The 25,804-nt window shown below is 59.3% G+C and carries 24 protein-coding genes; 10 read left to right on the top strand and 14 right to left on the bottom strand.

The features are described 5' to 3' along the window. Nucleotides 1-15: 15 nt before the first annotated feature. From ACYQ1P_RS14850 to ACYQ1P_RS14835, 4 genes are all read right to left on the bottom strand, one after another. Complete coding sequence (locus tag ACYQ1P_RS14850) at nucleotides 16-606, bottom strand: DUF2796 domain-containing protein (RefSeq protein ID WP_460021120.1); 591 nt, start codon at nucleotides 604-606, stop codon at nucleotides 16-18. A 16-nt stretch (nucleotides 607-622) separates the two neighbouring features. Continuing rightward, nucleotides 623-1,045, bottom strand: a complete 423-nt coding sequence (locus ACYQ1P_RS14845) for a Fur family transcriptional regulator (protein ID WP_460021119.1) — start codon at nucleotides 1,043-1,045, stop codon at nucleotides 623-625. Nucleotides 1,046-1,161: 116 nt separating this feature from the next. Beyond that, nucleotides 1,162-1,827 carry a DUF3299 domain-containing protein gene (locus tag ACYQ1P_RS14840; RefSeq protein ID WP_460021118.1) on the bottom strand — a complete coding sequence of 222 codons (666 nt, stop codon included), beginning with the start codon at nucleotides 1,825-1,827 and terminating at the stop codon, nucleotides 1,162-1,164. Nucleotides 1,828-2,164: 337 nt separating this feature from the next. Beyond that, nucleotides 2,165-2,578 carry a thermonuclease family protein gene (locus ACYQ1P_RS14835; protein ID WP_460021117.1) on the bottom strand — a complete coding sequence of 138 codons (414 nt, stop codon included), beginning with the start codon at nucleotides 2,576-2,578 and terminating at the stop codon, nucleotides 2,165-2,167. Nucleotides 2,579-2,767: 189 nt separating this feature from the next. On the opposite strand from ACYQ1P_RS14835, the gene ACYQ1P_RS14830 reads away from it, so the two are divergent. After that, entirely contained in the window at nucleotides 2,768-3,580 is an 813-nt protein-coding gene (locus tag ACYQ1P_RS14830; protein WP_460021116.1) for a ferritin-like domain-containing protein, read from the top strand. On the opposite strand, the gene ACYQ1P_RS14825 is transcribed toward ACYQ1P_RS14830, so the two are convergent. Both ACYQ1P_RS14825 and prfB read right to left on the bottom strand, forming a co-directional pair. Next, nucleotides 3,556-5,613 carry a thioredoxin domain-containing protein gene (locus ACYQ1P_RS14825; RefSeq protein ID WP_460021115.1) on the bottom strand — a complete coding sequence of 686 codons (2,058 nt, stop codon included), beginning with the start codon at nucleotides 5,611-5,613 and terminating at the stop codon, nucleotides 3,556-3,558. The two genes, ACYQ1P_RS14830 and ACYQ1P_RS14825, sit on opposite strands and share 25 nt — an antisense overlap. Beyond that, nucleotides 5,610-6,723 (bottom strand): peptide chain release factor 2 gene (gene prfB, locus ACYQ1P_RS14820; protein ID WP_460021114.1). Its coding sequence is split into 2 segments (ribosomal slippage): nucleotides 5,610-6,653 and nucleotides 6,655-6,723, totalling 1,113 coding nucleotides; the frame shifts between segments, so codons are not numbered across the junction. The genes ACYQ1P_RS14825 and prfB overlap by 4 nt, the downstream gene beginning before the upstream one ends. 168 nt (nucleotides 6,724-6,891) lie before the next feature. Between prfB and ACYQ1P_RS14815 the strand changes: the two genes are divergently transcribed. Next, nucleotides 6,892-7,323, top strand: a complete 432-nt coding sequence (locus ACYQ1P_RS14815; protein WP_460021113.1) for a response regulator — start codon at nucleotides 6,892-6,894, stop codon at nucleotides 7,321-7,323. 7 nt (nucleotides 7,324-7,330) lie between these two features. Here ACYQ1P_RS14815 and ACYQ1P_RS14810 read toward each other — a convergent pair whose 3' ends face one another. The 3 genes from ACYQ1P_RS14810 to ACYQ1P_RS14800 form a co-directional block, all read right to left on the bottom strand. Then, the gene (locus ACYQ1P_RS14810; RefSeq protein WP_460021112.1) at nucleotides 7,331-8,656 is read right to left on the bottom strand and encodes an adenylate/guanylate cyclase domain-containing protein; all 1,326 of its coding nucleotides are present in this window, start codon (nucleotides 8,654-8,656) and stop codon (nucleotides 7,331-7,333) included. Between the two features lie 453 nt (nucleotides 8,657-9,109). Then, complete coding sequence (locus ACYQ1P_RS14805; protein WP_460021111.1) at nucleotides 9,110-11,560, bottom strand: penicillin-binding protein 1A; 2,451 nt, start codon at nucleotides 11,558-11,560, stop codon at nucleotides 9,110-9,112. An 88-nt stretch (nucleotides 11,561-11,648) separates the two neighbouring features. After that, nucleotides 11,649-12,941, bottom strand: coding sequence for an N-acetylmuramoyl-L-alanine amidase (locus ACYQ1P_RS14800; protein WP_460021110.1), 1,293 nt, complete (start codon nucleotides 12,939-12,941; stop codon nucleotides 11,649-11,651). Between the two features lie 503 nt (nucleotides 12,942-13,444). On the opposite strand from ACYQ1P_RS14800, the gene ACYQ1P_RS14795 reads away from it, so the two are divergent. From ACYQ1P_RS14795 to ACYQ1P_RS14765, 7 genes are all read left to right on the top strand, one after another. Then, complete coding sequence (locus tag ACYQ1P_RS14795) at nucleotides 13,445-15,835, top strand: Rne/Rng family ribonuclease (RefSeq protein WP_460021109.1); 2,391 nt, start codon at nucleotides 13,445-13,447, stop codon at nucleotides 15,833-15,835. A 189-nt stretch (nucleotides 15,836-16,024) separates the two neighbouring features. Next, nucleotides 16,025-16,393 (top strand): type II toxin-antitoxin system RelE/ParE family toxin, encoded by a 369-nt coding sequence (locus ACYQ1P_RS14790; RefSeq protein ID WP_460021108.1) that lies wholly within the window; start codon nucleotides 16,025-16,027, stop codon nucleotides 16,391-16,393. After that, nucleotides 16,390-16,692, top strand: coding sequence for a Fis family transcriptional regulator (locus tag ACYQ1P_RS14785; RefSeq protein WP_460021107.1), 303 nt, complete (start codon nucleotides 16,390-16,392; stop codon nucleotides 16,690-16,692). The genes ACYQ1P_RS14790 and ACYQ1P_RS14785 overlap by 4 nt, the downstream gene beginning before the upstream one ends. 15 nt (nucleotides 16,693-16,707) lie before the next feature. Continuing rightward, nucleotides 16,708-17,442, top strand: coding sequence for a hypothetical protein (locus tag ACYQ1P_RS14780; protein ID WP_460021106.1), 735 nt, complete (start codon nucleotides 16,708-16,710; stop codon nucleotides 17,440-17,442). Between the two features lie 360 nt (nucleotides 17,443-17,802). Beyond that, nucleotides 17,803-18,099, top strand: coding sequence for a type II toxin-antitoxin system RelE/ParE family toxin (locus ACYQ1P_RS14775; protein WP_460021105.1), 297 nt, complete (start codon nucleotides 17,803-17,805; stop codon nucleotides 18,097-18,099). Between the two features lie 9 nt (nucleotides 18,100-18,108). Then, nucleotides 18,109-18,417 carry a HigA family addiction module antitoxin gene (locus ACYQ1P_RS14770; protein ID WP_460021104.1) on the top strand — a complete coding sequence of 103 codons (309 nt, stop codon included), beginning with the start codon at nucleotides 18,109-18,111 and terminating at the stop codon, nucleotides 18,415-18,417. Between the two features lie 60 nt (nucleotides 18,418-18,477). After that, nucleotides 18,478-18,807: a hypothetical protein gene (locus ACYQ1P_RS14765; protein ID WP_460021103.1), complete on the top strand. Its 330-nt coding sequence runs from the start codon at nucleotides 18,478-18,480 to the stop codon at nucleotides 18,805-18,807. A 276-nt stretch (nucleotides 18,808-19,083) separates the two neighbouring features. Here the strand turns inward: ACYQ1P_RS14765 and ACYQ1P_RS14760 are convergent, their stop codons facing one another. From ACYQ1P_RS14760 to ACYQ1P_RS14750, 3 genes are all read right to left on the bottom strand, one after another. Continuing rightward, nucleotides 19,084-19,764 carry a sensor histidine kinase gene (locus tag ACYQ1P_RS14760; protein ID WP_460021102.1) on the bottom strand — a complete coding sequence of 227 codons (681 nt, stop codon included), beginning with the start codon at nucleotides 19,762-19,764 and terminating at the stop codon, nucleotides 19,084-19,086. Between the two features lie 3 nt (nucleotides 19,765-19,767). Continuing rightward, nucleotides 19,768-20,385, bottom strand: coding sequence for a response regulator transcription factor (locus ACYQ1P_RS14755; RefSeq protein ID WP_460021101.1), 618 nt, complete (start codon nucleotides 20,383-20,385; stop codon nucleotides 19,768-19,770). Nucleotides 20,386-20,610: 225 nt separating this feature from the next. Further along, complete coding sequence (locus ACYQ1P_RS14750) at nucleotides 20,611-22,803, bottom strand: ATP-binding protein (RefSeq protein WP_460021100.1); 2,193 nt, start codon at nucleotides 22,801-22,803, stop codon at nucleotides 20,611-20,613. Between the two features lie 181 nt (nucleotides 22,804-22,984). Between ACYQ1P_RS14750 and ACYQ1P_RS14745 the strand changes: the two genes are divergently transcribed. Then, nucleotides 22,985-23,452 carry a tellurite resistance TerB family protein gene (locus tag ACYQ1P_RS14745; protein ID WP_460021099.1) on the top strand — a complete coding sequence of 156 codons (468 nt, stop codon included), beginning with the start codon at nucleotides 22,985-22,987 and terminating at the stop codon, nucleotides 23,450-23,452. On the opposite strand, the gene ACYQ1P_RS14740 is transcribed toward ACYQ1P_RS14745, so the two are convergent. Further along, nucleotides 23,447-24,607, bottom strand: coding sequence for a LuxR C-terminal-related transcriptional regulator (locus ACYQ1P_RS14740; RefSeq protein ID WP_460021098.1), 1,161 nt, complete (start codon nucleotides 24,605-24,607; stop codon nucleotides 23,447-23,449). The genes ACYQ1P_RS14745 and ACYQ1P_RS14740 overlap by 6 nt on opposite strands. Nucleotide 24,608: 1 nt before the next feature. Further along, nucleotides 24,609-25,766, bottom strand: a complete 1,158-nt coding sequence (locus ACYQ1P_RS14735) for a DUF2336 domain-containing protein (protein ID WP_460021097.1) — start codon at nucleotides 25,764-25,766, stop codon at nucleotides 24,609-24,611. Nucleotides 25,767-25,804 lie beyond the last annotated feature (38 nt).

The following is a 25,804-nucleotide window of genomic DNA, read 5'->3' as shown; positions in this document are numbered from 1 at the left end:
ATGTCAGAGCCGGGGTTAGAATGTCAACCGTGGGTCGGTCGATTTCAGTTCCGCCGCACCCTGGCCACGCGAGGTAATGTATTGCACCTCCAACTCCTGAGCCGCAGGGAAAACTTCGAAAAACCGGGTTTCCATATAGGTGACCGCCCCCGTGTCAGCACACTCGAAATGATAGTGTGCGTGGAATTCGGCGTGTTCCTCAGATTCTCCGTCCTTGTGATCCTTTTCATGGTCCGCCTGCTTGTGGGCCTGCTCCTCGCCATGGTGATCTTCCATGTGGGCAGATTCCACCTCGACTTTTTTGAGCTCGCAGCCCGCAGAACCAGGAAAATAGAACAGATCGGCACCGGCTTTCAATTTGGTCTCTGCCTGCTCGATGGCCGCCCGCTGTTCCGGTGTTGTCGGTTCATGTTCGAAGCCGACGATATCGGCCCCCGGAGCCGCAAGTTCGATTTCCAGATCGTGTCCTTCGATCGCCAGATTCAGGTGTCCGACACCATGCTCATGGGGCTGGGATTCCGCCCATACCGTGACGGGAGCAACCTGAATAAGCACCCAAAGCCCCAGCGGGACACTGAAACTTGCAGCTTTGTAGAGAGAGTTCATTGTCATAATCTTTCGTTCATTGTGAAATTGAAAGGGATTGACTGATGCAGTCCCGGCAATAGCCGCGCATCTCGATGGTGGCTGGCTCCGTGTGAAAGCCGACGTCCCTGGCACGTTTCTCCAAACGAGCGCCAACATCGGAATCAATAATTTCTTCGGCCTGCCCGCAACCGTCGCAGATCATGAAAATGGTCGCTTCGGTCTGCTGGTGATCATGAGTGCAGGCGACGAATGCTTTGAGGGTTTCCAAACGGTGCGCATAGCCTTCAGCGATTAGCCGATCAAGGGCGCGATACACCGTCGGCGGCGCTGAAATCCCGGCAGAGCGGACCGCATCGATTAATTGATAGGCGGTCAGTGGCTGTTTGGCCTTGCGCAACGCGGCAAAGACCTTTCGATGATTGGGGGCCAAAGACGGCACCGCCTTGTTCCGCTTCACCTTGTGTGCCTCCGAATACCTGAATCCCATGGCGTCAACCGTATCGTATATTATCCGGTCCGTCAACAGGGTCTGACTTTATGTCCTTCAGATTTCATTTTTCACCGTGAGCCCCCTTACTCCTTATAGGGCTCCAGACGACCACCTTCCAAGGTATAGCCGGCTTCAACGGCGGCCTGGCCGTCCACCAGGGCCAGATCGCTCGTGGACCTCTTTACCGACATGCGGCCGATCACCCAGACCGGGTCATACAGATTGGATGGCACGTAAGGCTTGGTTACTCTGACGAAGACGGTTTGATTGATTGGCGGCGGCGGGACATGAATACAGGCACCCACGAAGGGGACGAGCAAGAATTCGGTCACCGCTTCCCCATTAAATTCCAGTGGTAGTGCAAAACCCGGAATTTTCACATCTTGGCCGTTCAGACTCTCATTCACGGAAGAATTCCGACGCAGAAGCTCCTTCCGGTAAGCTTGATCTCTGCGCAGAAGGGCCTCCACGTCTACGCCCTGCTTGGCAAGTTTTGATCTCAGGTCATTTTCCTCGACCGAACCAATACCCATTACTTCAATTGCATCCACGCCCTGTTCCCTCAGCGCCTGCATATCTGAGAGTTCGGCTATATCGTATTGCTGGTCCTCCGTTAGCGTCGTGAAGGGATCCTCTAACGGCGGCAGTTCGGGCAACAAATCATCCCAGGTCAGCGTTTTCAGGGTTTCTGCCGTACCGCTGACGGAAAGCGTCAAAAAAATGGCGAGTGTAGACAATAAAATGCGCATAGCGGCTCCCTTGGGATTGCGGTAGTGGCATGGACACCCCCCCCGGCGGCCTCGCGATGAGTCATGCTGGAGAACGTCGACGCTTTCAAGCACAAGGAGCGTTCAATGTCCAAGATTACCACAATCGGCCTTGATCTGGCCAAACGCGACTTACAAGTTCCTGCCGTCGTCGGGCCGGGGTGTCCACAGATGCCCGCGTCGATGGCCTTGCGGTCATAAGGGTGGAAGAGAAGCGGGTGCCGCTGGCTGATTGCCCGGGTGGCCGGACTGGTATGAGCTGGGTGAGGTCTTGCCCTTGAAGGCCTGGGGACGAGGCGTTTGGCTCAGGGGGTGCAGATCAACCGCACCAAGCCAGACGGCGTCCGCCCCGCATGGGTTGGACAAGTCCTTCGTCGAGCAGGATCGACGCAATGTCCCTGCCATCGACCCGCACCCGGGCGATCAGGCGTTGGGCATATTTGCCAGGGTGGGAGCCCTCGACCGTTACCTTGCCGTTGAGCAAGGCGGTCAGGCGGGCCTTGGCGCGCTGGGCCAGGGCGCGCTCGCTGTCGCATTTTCCCCGGATTTCGGGGGCGTCGATTCCATCCAGACGAATGGCGCGCTTAACCTGGAGGTCCGGCATCGGTTCGATCCACGCCCAGAAGGTATCGCCATCAATCACCCGGATCACATGGGCGGGATAAATCAGCCCTTCGGTCGCCGTGGCCTTCGGCGCACCCAGAGCCAGCAGAAGGAGAATCAGGTATTTCATTTACATAGAATATATAACATTAAGACAAATCACAAATTGTATTGTAATGACAATTTTTGTAATCGTCAAAATTGATTTTGCGGGGTTTGGATGAGCCGTGACAAGGCTAGGCGCAAAGTTGGTCACCTGTTAGGATTTAATAGAAGGGGGAATTGATTTGCCTGAAGAATTTAATTGGGAAGTGCGAACGTGAGGACGGACGCCAACACCCTGGCGGCCCGCGCGCGGGCGATTCTGCTGACCCCGGAACCGTCGGACAAGGCGGCGGCAAGTCTGGCGTTGGCCGAGTCTTGGCGTCAGGGACAGGTGAGCGACTCCGGTCACGGGGAGGCGCTGGCCCTGGATCGTCCGGCTCGTCCAGAGACACCGGAACTCCTGCACCCGCGTCACATGCCCCGGCGCGGCAAGGGCGGCCTGAGCGGTCGCATCGCCCTGCTGCATGCCATCGCGCATATTGAGTTTAATGCCATTGATCTGGCCTGGGATTTGATTGTTCGTTTCGGGAGGCCGGATCTGCCCCGCGCTTTTTATGATGATTGGGTTCTGGTGGCGGAGGACGAGGCCCGGCATTTCGCACTACTGGCGGCACGTTTGGCCGAGTTGGGCGCGGCCTATGGGGATCTCCCGGCCCATGACGGTCTGTGGGAGGCGGCGACCAACACCGCTGACGATTTATTGGCACGGCTGGCTCTGGTGCCCATGGTGCTGGAGGCGCGCGGTCTGGACACCACACCGGGGGCGGTGGCGCGCCTGAACAGCCATGGCGACCGGGACAGCGCCGAAATTCTGGCCCTGATCGGTGCCGAAGAGGAACGCCATGTGGCGGCCGGGGTGCGCTGGTTCCGGTTCGAATGCGCGCGCCGGGGGCGGGACCCGGTGCCGACCTTTCAGGATCTGGTGCGGCAACGATTTCCCGGGCGTTTCAAGCCGCCCTTCAATGGTCCGGCGCGGGATCGGGCCGGTCTGGAGGAGGCCTTCTACCTGCCGCTGGTTGGAAGCTGACGCAGGTCCTTCAGGGTTTCCGCCAGTTCAACCGCATCCGTGACCGGCAGGGAACAGACCGGACCGCGACAGACATAGGCGGTGGGACGGCCCGCCACCTGCGGCTTATCACGCGCCGGATGGCCCTCGGGCAAGGATGATTGGGGAGGGAGGACCTGCAAAATCCGCCCCGGCAGGTCCAGGGCAAAGACGTGCCGGAGCAGGACCTGGGTGGCCGGGTCCTGTCGTTCGCCGACCAACACCACTTGCAATCCGTGGCTCAGGGTATCGGCGGCGGCCACCAGGGCGGCATGGCGCAACGGCTGTTCCGGATCGCCGGAAAAGGCGGCCAATGTTCTGTCGGCGGCCACTCTCCAGGGTTCCTGACCGGTCAGATAATAAAGCCGCGCCAGTCCCTCGACGATCAGGGCATTTCCGGAGGCATTGGGATGATCCTGCATGGGTTTGAGGCGTACCGGTAACAGGGGCTGGTCGTGTGCGGTGGCAAAAAAGCCGCCGCTTTCCCGATCTTCGTGCATTAACAGGGCGCGTTCGGCCATCTCCCGGGCCTGGGCGAGATAGGGGGCTTGTCCGGTGATGTCATAGAGAGTCAGGGCGGCATCAATGCCATTGGCCAGATCATCCAGCAGCGCCGGAGGAGCGGCCTTGCCCAGATACAGGGCATGGGTCGGCGCCCCGCGTCCATCAATCAGGCGGTCCCACAGAACCGCGAGGGTCTGTTCCGCCGCCGTGATCCATGCCATTTCGCCTAAGGTAACGCCGGCTTCGGCCAGGGCGGCGGCGGCCATGGCATTCCAGTCGGCCAGCAGCTTGTCGTCGCGGCGCGGGGCGGGGCGCTGTTGCCGGGCGGCGCGCAGAAGGGCAAGGTCTTCCGGGCGGAGGGCCTCCCCATGACGAAACAGAACCCCGCCGGATTCTTCTGAGGTCAGCCCATAAGAGGCAAAGAAGCCGTCGCTCCACGTCCCGAGAACCCGTCGAATATCGCTCTCGCGCCAGGCGTAGAAGGCCCCTTCGGTCATTCGGCCGTTGCGTGGCGAGCGGCTGTCTGCATCCAAGGAAGAGGCGAACCCGCCGTCGGGGAGGCCCATGTCGTCGAGCAGAAACCGCACCGTATTCCGGATCGCTTGTTCCAAAACAGGATCGTGGGTTTCCTTCCATACTCGGGTCATCAGCCGCAGCATCGCGGCATTGACGTCGAGCATTTTCTCGTAATGCGGTTCGCGCCAGGGCGCATCGACACAGTAGCGATAGAAGCCGCCGCCCACATGATCGTGCAAGCCGCCCCGCAGCATGGCATCCAGGCTCTCGATGACGGCCTCTCGCCAATCCGCGCGATCCTGGCGGATCGCAGCTCGCCAGAGTAAATCCAAAGCCGCCAGATGGGGATATTTGGGTGCCGTTCCAAAGCCGCCATTAAACGAATCCCGCTGCTCCATCAAGGCACTGGCGGTCTTGGAGAGGCCGGGCAGGGCGGTCGGCTCGATTTGGCCCAGGGCCGCGATCAGGTTGCGGCCCTGTTCTCGGATGTCGCCTGGATTGGCCGCATGGGTCGTGGCGACGCGGGTCAGGATCTGTCGCAGGGAAGGCATCCCCTGACGCGGTTCCGGGGGGAAATAGACTCCGCCGAAGAAGGGGGTGCCGTCGCCGGTGAGGAACAGATTGAGCGGCCATCCGGTGGACAGCCCGAGCCGGGCGGCAGCCTGCATGTAAAAGGCGTCCACCTCTGGCCGGTGTTCGCGATCCACCAGAATCGGAATGAACCAACGGTTGATCATGTCCGCCGTCTCCGGGTCGCGAAAATGCTCGTCCTGCATCACATGGCACCAGTGACAGGCCAGATATCCGATGGACAGAAAGATCGGCTTGCCTTCCTGCCGGGCCAGGGCGAGGGTGTCCGGGTCCCAGCCGTGCCAGCGCACCAGATCATGTTCATGCAGGGCCAGATAGGGGCTGTTGGCGGCCTCCAGCGGCACCGCCCGGACCGGGCTCGCGAAAAGCAGCGTCAGGACGACGCACAGACCGATCGGCCTCATGACTCCGGCGCGTTGCCCAGCCGGGCGGCCAGGGCGGCGGCCATGAAGGGGTCCAGGTCGCCGTCCAGCACCCCTTGGGTGTTGCTGGTTTCCACGTTGGTCCGCAGATCCTTGACCATCTGATAGGGTTGCAGCACGTAGGAGCGGATTTGATGTCCCCAGCCGATATCAGTCTTGGCGTCATGCTCGGCCTGCGAGGCCTCTTCGCGGATTTGCAGTTCGCGCTCGTAGAGACGAGCTTGCAGCATCTTCATGGCGGTGGCCCGGTTCTTGTGCTGCGAACGGTCGTTTTGGCACTGCACGACGATATTGGTCGGCAGGTGGGTGATGCGGACGGCGCTGTCGGTGCGGTTGACGTGCTGCCCCCCGGCCCCGGACGCGCGGTAGGTGTCGATGCGCAGGTCTTTTTCCTGGATGTCGATGTCGATGGCGTCATCAATCACCGGATAACACCAGACCGAGGAAAAGCTGGTGTGGCGGCGGGCGCTGGAATCGTAGGGGGAGATCCTCACCAGCCGGTGCACGCCGCTTTCGGTTTTCAGCCAGCCGTAAGCATTGTGGCCGGAAATCTTGAGAGTGGTCGATTTGATCCCGGCCTCTTCGCCAGGACTTTCTTCGATCCATTCCAGCTTGTAGCCCTTGGATTCGGCCCAGCGGCTATACATGCGCAGCAGCATCTCGGCCCAGTCCTGGGCCTCGGTGCCGCCCGCCCCGGCATGCACTTCGAGAAAGCAATCGTTGGCGTCGGCCTCGCCGGACAGCAGAGTCTCCAGCCGAGCCTGGGCGGCCCGGTCGAGCATCGCCTTGAGGGCGGCCTCGGCTTCCGCCACCACGTCCGCATCGTCCTCCGCCTCGCCCAGTTCGATCAATTCGAGGGTATCGGAAAGATCCTGCTCCAGGGTGTGAATGGCGGCCAGGCCGGATTCCAATTGGTTCCGCTCGCGCATCATCGCCTGGGCGCGGGCGGCGTCGTTCCACAGGTCGGGGGATTCGGTGAGGGCGTTGAGCTCCTCCAGTCTCAGTCGGGCCTGATCGTAGTCAAAGATGCCTCCTCAGCAGCTCGATCGACTGCTTGATTTGCTCGGCGATATTTTCTACCTCAGCGCGCATGCAAGACCTCTATTGTAAGTCATTGGTCAGACGTTTATAGTGAACCAAGCGTTGTTCGTTGCCCGTCGTGTGGTCAGTTCAAGCGTTGTATTAGCCGCTTATGGAAGGACGGACAAGGCCTGACAACGACCGCTCCAGGAGGCGGGCTGAGTGATTGGAGACTTGACGATGATGCGGGTGCTCCTGGTGGAGGACAATCCAGGCGATGCCCGGCTGACCCAGGAAGCCTTCAAGGCCGGACGGGTGCTCTGCGACGTCTTCCACGTCGTCAATGGCGAAGAGGCGATGGCCTATCTGCGCCGTGAGGGGATCTACCGGGATCGTCAAAAACCCCACATGGTACTGTTGGATCTGAACATGCCGCGCATGGACGGGCGTGAGGTGCTGGCCGCCATGGCCCGCGATCCGCAGCTCAAGGAAATCCCCGTGATCGCTCTGACCACCTCTTCGGCGCCCGAGGATATTGAGGCCTGCTATCGCAACGGAGCCAACGCCTATGTGGTCAAGCCGCCGGAATTTCAGACCTTTATCGAAAAGGTGAAGGCGCTGGAGGATTTCTGGTTCGGCACCGCCAGCCTGCCGGAATTCGGCACCATCTGATAACGGATTATTCGTCTAAAAAATTGATGTCCAGTACCTCGGTCACCGGAAGGGTCGCGATATCCTGAAACTTTTCGTTTTTGGGATTGCTCAGGTCGACGAGATTGACGATCCGTGAGAAGGTGGAATTCACCAAGATTTCCTGACCGTCGTCGCCGCGCCGCCGGATGCCGAAGTAGAGTTGCTTGCGATGGTGATAGCTGAGCTTGCTGACCACCTGTTTGCTGACCCAGATGGACCCCTTGCGCGCAAAGTCACTCAATCGGGCGGCCTGATTGATGGTATCGCCAAGGACAGTGAATTCCAGATGGGTCGGGGTTTGGTAGGTGCCGAACCATTCCTCGCCTTCATGGATGCCGATGTTAAGCTGTAACTCATTGAGCCAGTTTTTCCGTGTGCGCCATTTGCGGGATATGTCCTGCATGGTCTTGCGCATTTCGCCGGCACAGTACAGGGCGTTTTCGATGTAGCAGGAATCGGGCTGCGGGAGGAAGTAATAGACCATCCCATCACCGACATGCTTGCCGTGGGTGGCATGGAAACGGCGCAGGTTGGGTTCCACCGCGCTCCAGATGGAATTGATCAGTTCAAAATATTCCTCGGGGGGCAATTCGGCGCAGATCTTCGTGGAGCTTTGCAGGTCGGCAACCAAAACCGCCAGGGGAGTCAGATAGGGACGCTTGTGGCGCATCAATTCCCGAATGACCACGTCCCGTCGGGCCAGAAAGGTGCTTAACGTCTCGACTTCGCTCTCGAAAGGCTCATAGACGAAAAAAATGCCCTCTCTGAAAAACGAGGCGTAGACATGGAACCAGTTTTCCGCTCCGCCACGGGGGCCCAGGTTCACTTCCGTGCGGATCATGGCGCGGGTGACCAGGGGCGGAGTCTTGTCATAAATTTCCAGCAGTTTGTCGAGATAGTTCCTGTCATCCTCGATTTCCGCATCGAGCGCGACGATCGACTTGCGGGAGACTCGTTTCTTGGCGATGGAGACATGCAGGTCGCGCAGGACGTCCCAACTTTCCGCTTCCAGGGCGGTCCGGCTGGCGGAGAACAGGAGGAAAATGTTGCGTTCAGCAATCTCCAGCGCCTTGTTGAGGCGATCCGGAAAAAGCAGCGCGGTGGATTCAGTGTTCCACCATTCCAGTTCAAAGTTGTTGTTGACCATATAGGCCGGACTGGTGATCTGATCGAGACTGAGGCGCATGCCGTCACCGGGCAGATTGCTCTTGATGATCTCAATGCCCGGCGGCAGGTCGGATTGTGCCGTTTCCTGATCCTCCTGCGGGGCGCCTTTTGCATTGTTCGTGACGATTCGAGAGATCTCCGCCATTTTTCATCCCCACATTCATTTACCAGTCAATGAACACACCATTATTCGAGGCAACGGCAATCCCGGCATCGACGGATGGGCCGTGGCAATTTTATCTTTTTGATTCAGAGGCAGAATTCGCCTCCAAGAAGATCCTTGGCCCGGCCTCTCCCCCCCCCATCAACCCGTTTTATAAGATGAGGCGAAGATTTCCCTTACGTCGAGCATTAATTTTAATTCATTGGAGGTATATGTAAATAATAAAATCAATAAATTGGTTTCAGATTTATGAATACAGGGCCTGATTTTTGGAGTGGGCAAATATTGCCGATTCGTATGGCTGTGTTAGGCGCAACTCTTTCATCCGATTTGACATATAAGCGGAAAGTGAATGGCCTGGATATATCAGTGAAGTTTGCAAATATTACAGTGTAACGATATTCTTGTTTGGTCAAGGATTGAAAGAATTGTGTATCAGTACAACCCGCCGGTTCCCAGTGCCGGGGCACCGCTGCCGCCCATGCTGCGGCTGTCGATTTCTTCGGCTTCCGATTGTTCGGTCGGCACCGTATCTGGCTTGAAGGCTTCCAGAATCACATCTCTGTCCGAAGTGCGGGCCAGTTTTCCGGTGCGGGCATTGATCCGCACCAGACGGATATCATTGGGAATGCGGAAGGGGATGATCGGCTGATCCTTCAGGGCCTCGCCCATGAAGTCCTTGAACACCGGCGCGGCGACGCTGGAGCCGGTTTCCTTGCGGCCCAGGCTGCGGGGCTCGTCAAAGCCCATGAACACTCCGACCGCCAGATCGGGGGAAAATCCCACGAACCAGCTGTCCAGGCTGTCGTTGGTGGTGCCGGTTTTGCCGGCCAACGGTCGATCAAGTTCGGAAATCCGCCGCCCCGTCCCCCGTTTGACCACCCCTTCGAGCATGGAAACGATCTGATAGGCGCTGGCCGGGCTGGTGACGGCTTCTCGGGTATCGGGAACCAGTGGCACCGGCTGTCGGGTCCAGTTCACCGCCCGGCAGTCGGGGCAGGGGCGGTCATCATGGCGGAAAATGGTCCGCCCCTTGCGGTCCTGAATGCGGTCGATGAGGCTCGGCTGAATTTTCTTGCCACCGTTGACCAGCATGGCATAGGCGGTGGTCAAGCGGAGAAGGGTGGTTTCCCCGGCGCCCAGGGACATGGACAGGGTCTGCGGGAGATTGTCGTAAACCCCGAGACGGCGGGCATATTCGGCAACCCGATCCATGCCCAATTCCTGGGCCAGACGCACGGTCATCAGGTTGCGCGATTTCTCGATGCCTAAACGCAGGGTGCTCGGCCCGTAGAACTGCTTGGTGTAGTTGGCCGGACGCCATTTGGGCAGGCCCGGTCCCTGGTCGATGACGAAGGGGGCATCAAGAACGATTGAGGAGGGGGTGAACCCGCTATCCATGCCAGCCAGATAGACAATCGGCTTGAAGGCCGAACCCGGCTGCCGCTGGGCCTGGGTGGCGCGATTGAATTCGCTCTGCTGATAATCGAACCCGCCGACCATGGCCAGCACGCGACCGGTATGCGGATCGAGGGCCACCAATGCCCCTTGAATTTCCGGCATCTGGCGCAGGGCATAGGTGTTTTCCGGTGGCGCGGTTTTGTCGTTGGGCGAAGGGGTGACCGGCTCGACCAGAATCAAATCGCCCACCCGCACAACATCGCTCGCCCGTTGGATCGCCGGGCCGCGTTCCTGGTCTTTTTCGGCGCTTCTGGCCCAGCGCAACTCGGCCAGGGGCAGGGTGCCCCGGCGGGCATCGGCAAACAGAATCTCGGCTTGATCGGCGCCGACCTTGTCCACGGCGGCAAGGGACCAAGTGTCGGGCAATCCCTTGGGCGCCGCCGCAGCCCGCAATTGACCGAGCCAGTCGGCGGGCAGGGCGGCGGCCCCCTCGGCGGCGATGCGTCCCACCGGGCCGCGATAGCCATGCCGCCGATCATAGTCAATCAGTCCCTCGCGCAGGCTTCGACGGGCAATGGATTGCAAATGTGGATCGAGGGTGGTGCGCACCGACAGGCCACCCTTGTAGAGACCGCTTTCACCATATTGGTCGGCCAGTTGACGGCGCACTTCCTCGGCAAAATAATCGGCGGTGACGAATTCGGTGGCCGAGCGTTCGCGGACGATTAGCGGTTCGTCGCGCGCCTGATCCCGCTGTTGTGCGGTGATCCAACCTTCCTCGAACATGCGTCCGACCACCCAATTGCGGCGCTCGATGGCGGCGTCGGTCTTGGTGATCGGGTCGTAGTTGTTGGGGGCCTTGGGCAGGGCAGCCAGAAAAGCGGCCTCAGAGACGGTCAGTTCCCCCAGCGACTTGTTGAAATAGTTGAGGGCTGCCGTGGCCACCCCGTAAGAGCCATAACCGAGATAGATTTCATTAAGATAGAGTTCAAGAATGCGGGCTTTCGGCAAAACCCGTTCGATGCGCAGTGCCAGGATCGCTTCCTTGATCTTGCGGCGGTAGGACACTTCGTTGGTGAGCAGGAAATTCTTGGCGACCTGCTGGGTGATGGTCGAGGCCCCCTGAAGCCGTCGTCCAGAGCCCAGATTCTTCAGGTTGGTCAGCATCGCTCGGGCGACCCCCATGGGATCAACCCCGGTATGGTCGTAGAAATGTTGATCCTCGGCGGCCAGAAAAGCCCGGGCCACCCGAAGGGGAATGGCGGTGATGGGGACGAAGACCCGCTTTTCGATGGCGTATTCGGACAACAGGCGGCCATCCCCCGCATGGACACGGGTCATCACCGGCGGTTTGTAGTCGCTCAGCTGGTGATAGTCGGGAAGGCCGCTGCCAAAGGCGTAAAACACATAGCCTACCCCCGCCGCCCCGATCAGGCAGAGCAGCAACAAAAGGGCGGCAAAGACCCCAAGAAGGCGCAACAACATGATAAATCCTCGCTTGCCGCCCTTTATACAAGGACAAGCGAGGCAACATTAAGCGGAAAAATGGACCATTTGATGACCTTTTCGCGCCTCAGCGTCGAATGGCTTCCTCGACCTGGGTGAAATAGCTGTCGATCCCCTGGGAGATGGCGCGGGCCAGATCGCTACGGTAGCCCGGATCGCGCAGGGCCGCTTCGTCCTTGCTGTTGGACAGGAAGCCCAGTTCCATCAGCACAGAGGGAATGTCCGGGGCCTTGAGCACGGCGAATCCGGCGAATCGGTGGGTGTTGCGGAGCAGCTTGGTCTCGCGGCTCAGTTCATGGACCAGCAAGGAGGCAAACTGCACAGATTGGTTCATGGTCTCCCGTTGTGCCAGGTCAATGAGAATGTTGGTCACCTCATCGGATTCGTGGGTCAAATCCACCCCGGCGATCAAGTCGGCCTTGTTTTCCTTCTCGGCCAGTAGCCCGGCTTCCTTATCCGAGGCCTTCTCGGACAGGGTATAGACGGAGAGGCCGCGGATTTGACGATCCCGGATGGTGTCGGCATGCAGGGAGATGAACAACTCGCCGCCCCGGTCACGGGCCATGCTCACCCGATCCCGCAGGCGGATGAAAATGTCGCGATCACGGGTCAGGATGACCTTGTAGCGTCCGGTGGCCTGCAACCGGTCCCGAACCTCGCGGGCCATGGCCAGAGTGATGTTCTTTTCATGGATGCCGCTGACTCCGGTGGCTCCGGGATCAATCCCCCCATGTCCGGGATCGAGCACCACCACCCGTTTGCGCAGTCGGTCGAGGGGTTTGGGCTTCGGCGGTCCGAGCCGCGCCAGCAGAATGACGTCGTCGGGCAGGTTGGGGCGGGCGGGCGCGGCCTGAACGGGCGGCGCCGATTCTTCGGGAGCGGAGCTGGTCCCGGAGATGATCGCCCGCGCCGAGGTCTGCCCCAGGTTGTTCAGGAACGCCTGCTCGGAGATCGGCTCCAGATCGAGCACGAAGCGAAAGCCCAATCCCTTGCCCGGCGGCAGGACCAGGGCCTGACGGATGCCCACCGGCACCGTGGCGTCGAGCACGACCCGCGATTGCCCCGGTCGGAACAGGCCATAGCGGAAACCGCTGATCGACCCGGCCCGGTGCGAGCCGGTATCCTCGGGCAGGTGCCAGCCCACCTCCGGCATGTCGATCACCACCCGATAGGGATTGGTCAGGGCATAGACCCGAAATTCCAGGGGCTGGTCCAGTTCCAGGACAAAACGCGAATAGCCCGGATGCGCCCCCAGTCGAAGGTCATGCACCGACGGCGTATTGGCCGCCAAAGCCGAAAGCGGGCCGAACAGTCCAAGAACGAGCAATGCCGACAGCATCAATCCCATGGGGTGCCGCATCGTCGTTTTCCTGTGGTCGCCGCCAGTGCCCATGCGTAAAAAATCCAATTGACTCTACCGGTCCCGGCAACCGGGGCCTGAATGCGGGGGCTATCATACCCCGATGGAAGTAGGGGGCAAGCCTTGCCCGACTCCTTATTGGTGCCAGAGTTAAAAACCCTCAACAAGGCCATTGTCGAATGATATCCCTACCGTTATGTTAACAACGCACTGGCGTCGGTCGCTCGGCTCGGCTCGGGACCGGGGCGAATCGGAACCCCCTTTGATGGGAGGCTGATTTTTCGCCCTGACCCGCCCCGACGGGGCCGCTTGTACCAGTGTCGCCCTACCTAATTTCTTAGCTCCCGGAGAGGACCGCCCGTTGAATTCCGTTTCCCAGACTTTTGGCTTTGTCAGCCCCCTGGAACGGCATGCGCGCGCCGCCGGAGCATTCACCAAAACCACCCGATCCAGCTCGCGGCTCCGCCGTCGGGGAACGTCGGGTGTCAGGAGTTCTACAATACATGGCCATCAAACGCATGCTCATCGATGCCACCCACCCGGAAGAAACACGGGTCGTGGTGGCGACCGGCAATCGGCTGGAAGACTTTGATGTCGAAGTCGCCTCCCGCAAACAACTCAAGGGAAATGTCTATCTCGCCAAAGTAACCCGCGTCGAACCGTCCCTTCAGGCGGCTTTTGTCGAATATGGCGGCAATCGCCACGGGTTTTTGGCTTTTAGCGAAATTCATCCCGATTACTATCAGATCCCGGTCGCCGACCGCGAGGCCATGATGGCCGAGACCTCGGTGCAGGAACCGGTCAACGGCGATGCCGACGAGGTTCCTGAAAACGCTAATGAGTCTGCGGAAAGCTCTGAAGAATCGGCGGAAACCGTCGAGGAACTGGGCGGCGACGATCCGGCCGAGGAGGCCGAGGCCCGTCGGCCCTCCCAGTCCTACCGCAATTACAAGATTCAAGAGGTGATCAAGCGGCGGCAGATTCTGCTGGTGCAGGTGGTCAAGGAAGAGCGCGGCAACAAAGGGGCGGCGCTGACCACCTACCTGTCCCTGGCCGGTCGCTATTGCGTGCTGATGCCCAACACCACCCGGGCTGGCGGCATTTCGCGCAAGATCGCCAGTGTCAATGACCGCAAGCGCCTGAAGTCGGTGCTTGGCGACCTGTCTATTCCGGATGGCATGGCGGTCATCGTGCGCACCGCCGGGGCGCAGCGCTCCAAGGCCGAGATCAAGCGCGACTACGATTATCTGCTGCGGCTGTGGGATACCATTCGCAGCGCGACCCTGGAAAGCGCCGCGCCTTGCCTGATTCACGAGGAAGGCAACCTGATCAAGCGTTCGATCCGGGACTTGTACGACAAGGACATTGATGAAGTGGTGGTCGAGGGCGACGAGGGCTATCGCACCGCCAAGGACTTCATGAAGATGTTGATTCCGTCCCACGCCAAGAAGGTGCAGCCCTACAAGGACAACGTTGTCCCCATGTTCCAGCGGTTCCAGGTGGAAAGCCAACTGGATGCCATGCATGGACCGGATGTGCAGCTCAAGTCGGGCGGCTATATCGTCATCAACCCGACCGAGGCCCTGGTTTCCATCGACGTCAATTCCGGACGGTCGACCAAGGAGCGCAACATCGAGGAGACCGCCTATCGGACCAACCTCGAAGCGGCGGAAGAAATCGCCCGTCAGTTGCGGTTGCGGGATCTGGCCGGGCTGATCGTCATTGATTTCATCGACATGGAAGTGTCGCGCTATCAGACCAACGTCGAGCGCAAACTGAAGGAATCCATGCGCAATGACCGGGCGCGCATTCAGATTGGCCGCATCAGCCCGTTCGGGTTGCTCGAACTCTCGCGCCAGCGCCTGCGTCCGAGCCTGATCGAGACCAGTTTCGAATCCTGCCCCCATTGCTCCGGAACCGGTGTCATCCGGTCCACGGAATCGACGGCGCTGCATGTGTTGCGGGCCATCGAGGAAGAAGGGACCCTCAGCCGCTCGGCGGAAATCATCGTCCATGTGGCGACGTCGGTTGCTCTTTATATCCTCAATTACAAGCGCTTGGCTCTGGCCGATATCGAGGCCCGCTATGGCTTGTCGGTGATGATTCAAGGGGATGACGCGCTGATCCCTCCGGCTCACCGGATCGAGCGCATCAAGGCCCGTGGCGCCGATGCCCCGGCCATTGTGAATATTCCGGTCCTCGATCTGGGGAATCCCGACGAAGAGGAAGCCACCGAAGACACCGATGAGGACGGCAACAAGCGCAAGAAGCGTCGGCGTCGTCGTCGCAAGCGTCCCGACGGAACGGAGGCTCCCGAGTCTGCCAATGACGAGACGGAAGAGGAGTCCGAGGACTCCGAAGACTCCGAGGAGGCCGCCGTCGGGGAGGGCGGTGGCGACGAGGATGCGCCGAAAAAGCGTCGTCGTCGGGGCCGTCGCGGCGGACGTCGGCGGAAGCGTCCCGATGCGGAAACCGGCGAGAATGGCGAAAATGGCGAAAACGGCGAACCAAGCGCCGCCGCTCCAGCCGAGGATGGGACGGAAGCACCTGTTCTTGAAGCGGAACAGCCCGTGACGGTGGACGAAGATGCCGCCCCGGAGGCCGAGGCCCTTGTCGAGGCCGCAGCAAGCGACGAAGAGCCGCCCAAGAAGGCCCCCCGTCGTCGCGCGCCGCGCAAGAAAAAGGAAGAGGAAACTCCGGTTGACGCTTCGGAGGAGACTGCTCCGGCACTGGAAGTCGCGCTGAGTGTTGTCGAAGACACGGCGCAGGACGCTCCGGCGGAGGAAAGCCCTGTCGAGGAACCGCAACCACCGGCCCGCACCGATGTGGTCAATGTGGATGCGGTACAGACGGAAGATCGGAAAAAAGGCTGGTGGTCCAGAATTCTGGACTAGTTGTTCTCAAAACGAATCCACTGAAGGAGAGGGCTCAGGTCCTCTCCTTTTTTATCGAGATCCTCCGGCGGGGGGACGGACTCTGGAATCCAGTATTCTCTATTTTATTGAATAAAAATAAGACACTATTTGTATTTGTCTCAACAATTTTGATGCAAACTCCTTCCTCCTTGTTCGTGCGGATCATTTTTGGTACATTTCATTGTGGTCGATCAAATGAAGCGCATTCAGGCCGTATTCTTCCGCTCCGAGAGTGGTACCGAACCGGTGCGGGATTGGCTGAAAGCGTTGGACAAAGAGGATCGGTTTCGCATCGGCACGGACATCAAGACGGTCGAGTTCGGCTGGCCGATCGGGATGCCGACCTGCAAGCCGATGAAGAACGGGGTGTTCGAGGTGCGGACCAGCCTCGGCAACCGGATCGCCCGCGTCCTGTTCTGCATCGTCGAGGGTCGTATGGTGTTGCTGCATGGTTTCATCAAAAAGACCCAAAAGGCTCCGCAATCGGATCTCGACCTAGCCCTGGATCGCAAACGCAAACTGGAGAAGTTCTCATGACCAAGGCCCGCAACCCTCACATCGGCTCGCCCCTGGACGACCTTTTGGAAGAAGATGGCATACTGGCCGAGGCACACGCCGTCGCCATCAAACGCACCCTGGCGTGGCAGGTCAGCCGGACCATGGTCGAGGAAAACCTGAGCAAGTCGGAGATGGCCCGGCGCATGCACACTAGCCGCGCAGCCCTCAACCGCCTGCTCGACCCTGACAACCCCTCGGTGACCCTGCTCACCATGGACAAAGCGGCGGCGGTGCTGGGCAAGCGGCTGCGGGTGGAGCTGGTAGACGAGGTGGCGTGAAGATGAGGTCGGCTCATGCAAACCCCAAGCGAACCAACGGTTTTACAAGCGATTATTAGCGCAACCGAATTCTGGCCGGCCATTGTTGGTGCGTTCGTCGGCGGCAGCTTGGCCCTGATTGCTCAACTCATTGCCCTCCGTGAGGAGCGAAAACACCGTGCCGAAGACCGAAGGCTGATCCAGCAAGCTCATGGGCGCGCGCTTCTGGTCAAGACCATGCATATCTACGAAAACTTTGTTGAGGTGCACGGCAAGATAGGGGAAGGCATTCCAGATGCGGTGGAGGATGAGAAGCTCTGGTCGTTCGTTCAGCCACTCGTCACTTTTCCTGATCATATTGATTTTTCGGCTGAGGAGCTCGGCATGTTGCTCGGGTTGAATCACGGTGACACCTTCGACAAGGTCCGCTCTTTAGGCATGAGCCACAACAGTCTTGTTGATGCCACAAAGGTTTATGCCACCGAGCGAACTTCGCTAGCAGACCGGCTTCCCGCAGGCAAATTCGACACGGGCGAGATCGGCAGTCACTATCTAGACGAGCAACAGCTAGCCGCCCTTCAGCCGCGCATGATTGACTTGAACTCCCTGATCAAGCAGATACGCGGCCGCGCACAAAAGGACCTGAGCGAATCGCGAGCCGCGCTCGAGATGCTTCGTGTTGCACTAAGGGATAAACTCGATCTCGACCACCCATTGGAGTTTGTGTCGGACATATCGTCCTCAACGTCACCGGCGAGCCCGCGAGAATAGTCTACATCTGTGATTGTCGGGACCGCCTCAGCCCCGTACAGACCGCAGTCAACATGACCGGAGAACATTGGCCGAGAGAGAGGGGGGGCGGGAAGAAACGCCGGTGGGACGGTCAACAACTTGCCGCCTGAAAGCGCACGGAACCAAGGGTTTCCAGACCACAGAAAGACTCCGAGAGACCGTCGCTGATGCTAGATGGCGGAGGGAAGAGTTCTGGATTTCAATCTTCTCTACAATTTCATGTAAATTCAACGCATTACCCTACGGCATACAGTCCTGATCGCTTGGCATCGGGGTTGTTCGCGTTTCTTGCGCCAATGCCCCAATGTGTGGTACATTGGTACTGAATGGAGTGGCGGGATGATCGTTGGGTTTCGGGATAACTGGCTGCGAACATTCTTTATGGATGACGTCCGCTCACGCAATGTCCCGCCCGACCTCGAAAACCGCCTGTTCCGCAAGCTCCAGATGATCGATGACGCGACGTGCGACCAGGATTTACGGGTGCCGCCCAGCAACCACTTTGAAAAGCTGCGCGGAAATCTAGACGGGCTCCATTCCATCCGCGTCAACAAGCAATGGCGGTTGATTTTCCGTTGGAACAGCCGCAAGGGGGAGGCGTCGGACCTCTATCTCGACGATCACGGGTACAAGTGAGGTGAAACCATGCTGACGACCAAGCGCAAACCGGCCACGGTCGGCGAAATTCTTGTCGAGGAGTTCATGCGGCCCATGGGTCTGACGCAGGGCGCGTTGGCCGAGGCCATGGGCGTTCCGCGCAAGCACGTCAACGAACTGTGCAACGACCGCCGCTCCGTGACGGCGCCGACCGCGCTCATTCTTGCCCGCGTATTTGGCAACAGTCCGGACTTTTGGCTGAACGTGCAAAGGCGAACGGACCTGTGGGAGGCGACGCATTCGCCAAAGGAAATGGCGCGTATCGAACGGGCCAAGCCGCTGTCGAGCGCGGCGTAAACCGAATGGCAAGGCGTCCGCGAAGGTTCTGTGTCACGGAAACAACGAGAGGTCAAACGCATGAGTATTTCTGAACCCAACCAGACCGTTCACTTGATGAGATGGTACGATGTACTGCGCACACGGCACCTTATGAAGGGCCGCAACAAACTCGAAATGCAACTTTACACCACGGACGATTTGCGGCGGCGGTATCAAGAAAACGACGATGACCTAAACTTTCTCCGTGATGGCATTGTCACCCGCAACGAGCTGGTTGCTGAAATTCTCTGGCGGGTGTTTTGGGCACGGTTCGGCTATGGGATAGTACTGGTTATGACTGTGATTGCGGCAGTTGCTGCAGTCGTCGCCGCCGTCGAAGGATGGAAGTGGGACCTTCCGATACGGTGACCGACCGGTACAATGCGGATACGGCGACAGAGCACACGTTACCTCACCTCAAACCGTACCTTCATCGATTTCGCAGTCGGCAGGTGCGGAGATAATGAAGCGGAGAGAAGAGATCCGCTAGGGTGGTCAACAGCTACCCGCCTGAAGGCGCACGGTACCAAGGGTTTCCAGACGACAGAAAGACTCCGAGAGACCGTTGCCGATGAAAAATGGCAGAGGGTGCGATATACGGACTGTCGGTACGCTTAGGCCGCAATGGGTCAAAAGAGCCCTGATCTATATCAGGGGCAGCGCCAGGGAAAAAACCGAGCCGCGTCCTTCTTGGGAGCAGAGTTCGAGGGGGTGTCCGAGCAGATCGGCGGCCTGCCGGGCCATCGGCAAGCCCAGACCCAGGCCCCTGGAATCCCCCTTGAAACCCTCTTGAAAAATCGCGTCCCATTGATCCTCGGGGAGGCCCGGCCCGCTGTCCCAGACTTGCAGGCGCAAATGGTCGCCGGTTTTGCGACAGCCGAACAGAACACCGCCCCGCGTCGTGACGTGCAGGGCATTGGCCAGCAGTTGGCGCAGTATGATTTCCACCAAGGGCTCGCTGCCGAGCACCGGGGCCGAGGGGGCCACATGGCGCAGGGTGAGACCCTTTCGTCGGGCCTTTTCCTCGAATTGCCGGTGCACCCGTGCGAACAACGGAGCCAGATCCAGTGGTCCGAGATCGTTGGGGAATTCTCCAGATTGCAGGCGGGCGTAGTCGAACAACTGAATGTGCAGGGCGCTCAGGTTTTCGGCCGCCCGATCAAGGCGTTCGACCACATCCGTGGCCCGGGGAGACAAAGATTCTGCTTTCAGAACATCGAGCAACAAGGTGATGGCCTGAAGGGGTTGACGCAGGTCGTGGCGAAACAATGAAATCAGGCGACCAAGACTGGCCGGGTCGTCGGGGCGGGGACGGGACGGCGGCATGGGTCAGGCGGGACTGGCGATTCCCAGGTCCATCGCCTTGCGCACGGCCTGGGTGCGGTTGCTGACCTTGAATTTGCGGAACACCGATTTGAGATGAACCTTGACGGTGATCTCCTTGATTCCCAGGCGTTCGGCAATGTCCCGATTGGAATGCCCCTGGGTGAGCAGAATCAGCACTTCCCGCTCGCGCTGGGTCAGGGCGGAGACATCGGGATGCCGTTCTATATCCACCAACAGGTCGTCGGGCACGAAGCGTTCGCCGTTGAGGACTTTTTTTAGGGCCTCGATCAATTCCGGTCCCCGAATGGTCTTGGGGATATAGCCTTGCGCGCCCAGTTCCAGGCTGCGCGCGGCCTGATGGGCCTCCACCACGGCGCTGAGAATGACCACCGGCACATGGGGGTGGGTTTCGGTCAGGTTGATCAGTCCGGCAAAGTCCTTCATGCCCGGCATCATCAAATCGAGGATGACCAGATCCGGCTTGAGGCCATTAGTCATGCGCGTATAGGCCTCGTCGAAGTTGGAGGCCTCATGCACTGTGACATCTTCGGAGATCCTCGAGAGATACAGGGATAGAGTCTCCCGTATCAATGCATGGTCGTCCGCCAGAATAATTTGCATCAATTCACCCCAAAACCTCTAAAGCCCATGACAATCCGCTGAGCCTTTCCGTTCGGTACGATAACCTCCCCCAGCGATAATCTGAACAGGAGAATTAGGCTTTTATCACATGATGAAAACATTATCCTCCCGAAACACTTTTTGTCTACACCGATTATGGTAAAGCTATGAGCCTTTAGTCAGTGAGCGGGTATGCACCAAACAAAAACCAGAATAAAATTACAATTATAAAATGGGAAAGGTGAATAGGAATTTACAGCCGTTGTTCCGGTTGCTCTCGATCCAAATCCGGCCACCGTTTCGGGTGATGATCCTTTTGACCAGCGCCAGGCCGACGCCGCTGCCTTCGTGGGTATCGGGGTGGTGCAAGCGTTGAAAGAGGCCGAAGACCCGCTCTTGATCCTGCGGTTCAATGCCGATCCCATTATCTTCCAGGGCAAACAGCCAGTTCCGCTCTTGGCGCGTAACGGTCAGGGCGATTTCCGCCGGGCGATCAGGACTTCGGTACTTCAGCGCATTGCCGATGAGGTTCTGGAAGACTCGGACCAAAAGGTCGTGATCGCCTAAAATGCGGGGCATTTCGGGAGGAATGGTGATTTTTGCCGGATCATTTTCAATCACCGCCCGCAAATTCATCAGCGCCTCTTCGAGGGCAGCCCTGCTGTCCACGGGGGTGGGCGTGAGGGCTCTGGTATGGACGCGGGCGTAGTCGAGCAGGCTGGTGATCATGCGGCTCATGCGTTCCGCGCCATTGGCGGCGAACGTCAAATATTCCAGCCCCTCGGCGGGGACATCACCTCCGAATTTGCGTTGGAACAGCTTCAAAAAGCTGGAAACCATGCGCAAAGGTTCTCGGAGGTCATGGGAGAGGGCCGAGGCGAACTGCTGGAATTCAGCATTGGATCTTTCCAATTCGGCGGTTTTTTCGGCCATCTGTTTTTCGGCTTGTCGTTTTTCCGTGATATCGGTGAACAGACAGTAGGTCTGCTTGAACTGCCCTTGTTCATCATAACTGACCCGGCCCTCGAAAGAGCCCAGGAGCGGCGGGCCATAGGCTCTTTGCAGGGCCAGTTCCACCCCGTGCATGCTACCCTCGGCCAGAAACCGCTCGAACGTCTGGTCATACGTGGCGCGGCTTTCCGCGGTCAGCACATCCTTGAATTTTTGGCCGATGACCTGCTCATGGGGCAATCCGGTGAGGCTGCTCCAGGCATTGTTGACATCAAGGATACGGCCTTGCGCATCCAGGGACTGGTACGGGATTGGGGCGTTTTCAAACAACCTGCGAAAGCGTGTTTCGCTGTCGCTCAGGGCACGGGTTTTGGCCGTGACCTCATTGGCGAGCTTCCGACTGGCATACCGGAAGGCGACGATCAGCAGGATTTCGATCACTATGAACCCGACGATGCCATAGCCGATGGTGATCTGCTGCGACATGTCATAGGCGGCGATTTGCGCATCGGCATTGCGCCAAAAGACCAAAGCCCCGACAGGGGGGCGAGCGAGGTCCTTCGTCCCCTTGTAATCGCGGAGGGGAAAGTGACTGATGGCAAAGGTGTGATCCCCGACCTCGATGAATTCTGCTCCCTTGGTTTGTAAATAGATGGCGCTCGATTGCGCGGCGGAGAGGATCTCTTCCAGGCCGTCCCGAGAGGCCGCTTCCAGCATGCATCCGCAAGCCGATTGGCTCTGACCGAAAACCTTTTTGATCGCTTCCGGCCACATGGTTGATTCCACATGTTCTTTCGTGAGCAGAGCGGCTGCGCCAAAATCGTAGCGTTGGTCCAAAATAGTGAGCAACGTGTCGAAGGAGGTGCCCACTTCCAGGGCTCCGGCATGGACTGTTTTTCCTGTTTCAGGGTCGAGGGCGGATACGGGAACCACCCCCCGCAGTCCGGAATAGACGCGGCCCGTTTCGAATCCGGTGCGGGGGTTCCGTTCTGCGTTGGTATCGATCACGGTAAAGCGCAGGTCATGCATCGTGTCGCCGAATTTTTCCGGTCGATGGACACGCAGGAAGCTGGTCGAGGCCGGACCCAGGTGAAAGTGCAACTGCCGGACATGATACGACCCTTGGACCTCGCGCCAGGACGGGCCGATCTTGTCGAGCAGTTGCTGTCGGATAATGGCGGCCTTCGCGCCCCCCGGACCGCCGCCTTCCGCTTCCACGGCCTGTTTTCCGGCCAACATCAAGGAGCTGATTTCCGGGTCCAGGGAAATGAAGGTGGCCATGGTCAGCATGTTCACATAGACCTGCGAGATCAGCATTTCGTAGCTGGACTCGATCCGTTGTCCTTCATCTACGAGGGTCTCGTGCAGGGCCCGCTTGGCGAAATAGTGACTGCTGACCACCACCGCAAAGTCTGAAAGGGCGATGGCCAGAGATAGAAACAGAAGGGGCCGGTTTCTGATCTTCATCTACACACCGGTAGGAGGAAAACTATACGTTAGAATGATATAATGTTTTACCGAATATGTCTCTTTCCAATTCTTCGCCCTCCGCGCTCAAGGCCCGGTCGTAAACGGCTTGATGTGCATAGGCGGTCGTGCTGAAGTACTCGTTCGAGGAAAAGAGGCGCGGGCAAAGGGAGGCTGAGGCTTGGGCTTTTTATCGGTCCTGACGGATCGCTTTCAGGAGGAATTGTCGCGCCAACGGAACCTGCCTTTCCTGCGCGCCACCATGGCCGCCTGTGCTCTGGTGGCGGCGGATGATGGCGTGGTTTCCCTGGGGGAGCGGGTGCGAGTCGATCAGATCCTGGAGACATTGGAAGCCCTGCGGGTGTTTGATCCCCATGAGGGAGTCGACCTGTTCAACGCATTTGTCGACGGCATTCTGGCCAGTCCCCGGGTCGGGCATGCCGCCGCCTTGCGGGTGGTTCTGGATTTCGTCGAGGACAACCCGGAGGTGGCGCATCTGCTGATTCGGGTCTGTCTGGCGGTCAGCGAGGCCAATGGCGAGAAGACGCTGATTGATCAGATCGAGATTGTCAGTCTGTGCAGTCGGCTGGGAATTGATCCGCAGACGGTGGGGCTTTATACCCCCGGCTCCGTGATCCCCGATTCATAAGGTGACCGTTCCCAGGTTGGAGGCCAGAACCACGGCCTGAGTGCGGTTTTCAGCCCCCAGACGGTCACAGACGGCCCGCACATGGGATTTGACCGTGGCCTCGGAAATCTCCAATTGTCGGGCAATCTGCTTGTTGGAATAGCCTTTCATCATCAGGGAAAGCACTTCCCGCTGACGCCGTGGCAGGGCCTGAACCTGCTCGTTGGACGTTTTTTCCGTGCTGGGAGAGGCGGCCAATGTCGGCCCGCGATCCAGGGCGAGCGTGCCGCGAGTGACGGGATAACCGGGAATCAGCGCATTCAACAGGGCCACCATGCGCAGGAGTCGGGTGGCATGACCCAGGATCTTGTCGATGCCCGCCTGGGCCGAAGCGGCGGGCAGGGCGACGGCCATGCGCCGGGCCTGCTCATCGAACAGCATCCAGAGATCCAGCGGTGTGCCTCTCAGCGGTGACGAAATCCGAAAGGCGATTTCCTCCACCTCGTAAAGCTCGCTGCGCCGGGTGCGATAGAAGCTTTTGTTCTGCCAGGCCCCGAACGCCGTCAATTGTTCATCGGCGCGAGTCGTTTCCGTGTCGTCGGAGTCCTGAAACAGCAGGTCCGCGCGGGTCAGGCTCTTGAGTTCCATTTCGCCATGGCCGCTGATTTCCTGAAAGCGGGGATTGGCATAGAGGATCTTGCCCTGTTCGTCGCTCATCAACAAAGGGACGAAATCGTTGTCCAGGGCCTGCACCAGCTTTTTCAGTCCCTGCCAAGCCAGGGGCGTGTTGGTGGCATCCTCCAGCATGCCGATCATGCCGAGAAAACGGCCATCCTGCGTATCGTACAAGGGAGCGGCGCTGACCTTCAGCAGTCCGGGCAGGTCGTCCCGGCTTTCATACTGGTACAGCAGGTCGCGGAACGGTTGGCGTTTTTGTTCCCGCGTGGCATCCGCCCGGGGCAGTACCGGACGGATGATGTCGTCGAGCAGACATCCGACCAGTTCCACCGGATAGTATCCCATGTGACGCACCGAGGGATCGGAAACCGCGACGAGCCGAAAATGCGCATCGGTTTCGAAAACACAGGTGTCGAGCAGATTGATCAGCTGCTCGCGGCGCAGCGCCATTTGGTGGTGGGCCTGCCGTTCCTGCTCCAGTGTGAGAGGGGGTTCCATCTCACTTTCCCCGCTTTCCCGTCATCTGCAATTCCCGTACGGCGGACAGAAAATCAGCGCCCCGAGACCACATTTTGACCACCCTGTCCGCCGCCTCGTGGGTCACGGAATCGAAGAAATCCAAAGCCGTCGAGGGTTCCGGGTCGCTGCCGATATCCTCCCCGGCTCCGGCCCGGGCCATACGCGACAGAACATAGATATCGGCATAGGCCTCCCGGTTGAGGCCAATGGCGCGGCAGGCGATGGCCAGTCCCTCGCCGCCGGGTTCGAACAAAATGCGCCGGACCAGCCGGGCGCGCAATCCGCTGACCTGCCGGAACATGCTGATGAACAATGGAACTTCTCCCTCGTGCAGGGCGGCGACCAGCAGCTTCATGCGGTCTTCCTGGGTCGCCATCAAGGTGGAAACCAGGTCCTGGCCCGGCACGAATTTGCGGCCCGATAATTCGTACAGGCGGCGTTCCTTGATGATGGTTTTTTCCAGCGCCTCGTCGACCAGCGCCGGGTCCAGCCGCCAGGTCTCCAGGATGTAGCTGCGCAAAGCGGCGCTGACCCAAAAGACCATCTTGCGGGCCAGATCCTCGTCCAGATCGGAACGTCGCACGATGGGTTCCTGAATGGCGCTCATGGTGCGGGATTTTTCCACCAGATATTCCATGGTCTGGCGGGAAATGACCGAATCGGTGTTATGCAGCAAACGCAGGATGACCCCTTCCTCGCCGGTCATGGCCAAGGCGTGGGACAAGGTTTCGCTGACATTGCGTCGCGCCGCGATGGCCATTTGATGTTCCAGCGTGCGGTGACGGATGATTTCGATCAGGTCCTCGTCCATCAGGACCTTGCTGTGCAGAAGAATCGGTTCGGCGACGGCGAAATCGTCATTGCCCAGAAAGCGCAACAGGTCGCGCGGCGCAGCCTTGTGTTCGGACAAAATCTCACTCAGGTTCAGCCGCACCGAGGATTCCACGTCGGTGATGATCTGATGCAGGATGTCATAGATCAGCGAGCGGGCGCGGTCGTTGAGCACGTCTTCGCCGTGATTGAAGAACGCCGCCACCATCTTGGCCAGTTCGGACCGCGATTGGGTCGATTTTTTGCGCGCCAGGGCCAGCAGATAATTGCTGTCGATGGGTCCGCCCGCTGTCGGCTGATCTGCCATGCCTTGGGTCCTGTCCCTCAAGTGCCGGGAGGATTCCG

The sequence above is a fragment of the Magnetospira thiophila genome (assembly GCF_054657015.1).
This window is presented reverse-complemented; position numbering and strand designations above follow the sequence as displayed.

Excerpts from the sequence above, each read along its gene's own strand:
- ACYQ1P_RS14850 (WP_460021120.1), bottom strand. The coding sequence starts at position 606 with ATGAACTCTCTCTACAAAGCTGCAAGTTTCAGTGTCCCGCTGGGGCTT.
- ACYQ1P_RS14840 (WP_460021118.1), bottom strand. The coding sequence starts at position 1,827 with ATGCGCATTTTATTGTCTACACTCGCCATTTTTTTGACGCTTTCCGTC.
- ACYQ1P_RS14835 (WP_460021117.1), bottom strand. The coding sequence starts at position 2,578 with ATGAAATACCTGATTCTCCTTCTGCTGGCTCTGGGTGCGCCGAAGGCC.
- ACYQ1P_RS14825 (WP_460021115.1), bottom strand. The coding sequence starts at position 5,613 with ATGAGGCCGATCGGTCTGTGCGTCGTCCTGACGCTGCTTTTCGCGAGC.
- ACYQ1P_RS14815 (WP_460021113.1), top strand. The coding sequence starts at position 6,892 with ATGATGCGGGTGCTCCTGGTGGAGGACAATCCAGGCGATGCCCGGCTG.
- ACYQ1P_RS14810 (WP_460021112.1), bottom strand. The coding sequence starts at position 8,656 with ATGGCGGAGATCTCTCGAATCGTCACGAACAATGCAAAAGGCGCCCCG.
- ACYQ1P_RS14805 (WP_460021111.1), bottom strand. The coding sequence starts at position 11,560 with ATGTTGTTGCGCCTTCTTGGGGTCTTTGCCGCCCTTTTGTTGCTGCTC.
- ACYQ1P_RS14800 (WP_460021110.1), bottom strand. The coding sequence starts at position 12,941 with ATGCGGCACCCCATGGGATTGATGCTGTCGGCATTGCTCGTTCTTGGA.
- ACYQ1P_RS14795 (WP_460021109.1), top strand. The coding sequence starts at position 13,445 with ATGGCCATCAAACGCATGCTCATCGATGCCACCCACCCGGAAGAAACA.
- ACYQ1P_RS14785 (WP_460021107.1), top strand. The coding sequence starts at position 16,390 with ATGACCAAGGCCCGCAACCCTCACATCGGCTCGCCCCTGGACGACCTT.
- ACYQ1P_RS14780 (WP_460021106.1), top strand. The coding sequence starts at position 16,708 with ATGCAAACCCCAAGCGAACCAACGGTTTTACAAGCGATTATTAGCGCA.
- ACYQ1P_RS14775 (WP_460021105.1), top strand. The coding sequence starts at position 17,803 with ATGATCGTTGGGTTTCGGGATAACTGGCTGCGAACATTCTTTATGGAT.
- ACYQ1P_RS14770 (WP_460021104.1), top strand. The coding sequence starts at position 18,109 with ATGCTGACGACCAAGCGCAAACCGGCCACGGTCGGCGAAATTCTTGTC.
- ACYQ1P_RS14765 (WP_460021103.1), top strand. The coding sequence starts at position 18,478 with ATGAGTATTTCTGAACCCAACCAGACCGTTCACTTGATGAGATGGTAC.
- ACYQ1P_RS14760 (WP_460021102.1), bottom strand. The coding sequence starts at position 19,764 with ATGCCGCCGTCCCGTCCCCGCCCCGACGACCCGGCCAGTCTTGGTCGC.
- ACYQ1P_RS14755 (WP_460021101.1), bottom strand. The coding sequence starts at position 20,385 with ATGCAAATTATTCTGGCGGACGACCATGCATTGATACGGGAGACTCTA.
- ACYQ1P_RS14750 (WP_460021100.1), bottom strand. The coding sequence starts at position 22,803 with ATGAAGATCAGAAACCGGCCCCTTCTGTTTCTATCTCTGGCCATCGCC.
- ACYQ1P_RS14740 (WP_460021098.1), bottom strand. The coding sequence starts at position 24,607 with ATGGAACCCCCTCTCACACTGGAGCAGGAACGGCAGGCCCACCACCAA.
- ACYQ1P_RS14735 (WP_460021097.1), bottom strand. The coding sequence starts at position 25,766 with ATGGCAGATCAGCCGACAGCGGGCGGACCCATCGACAGCAATTATCTG.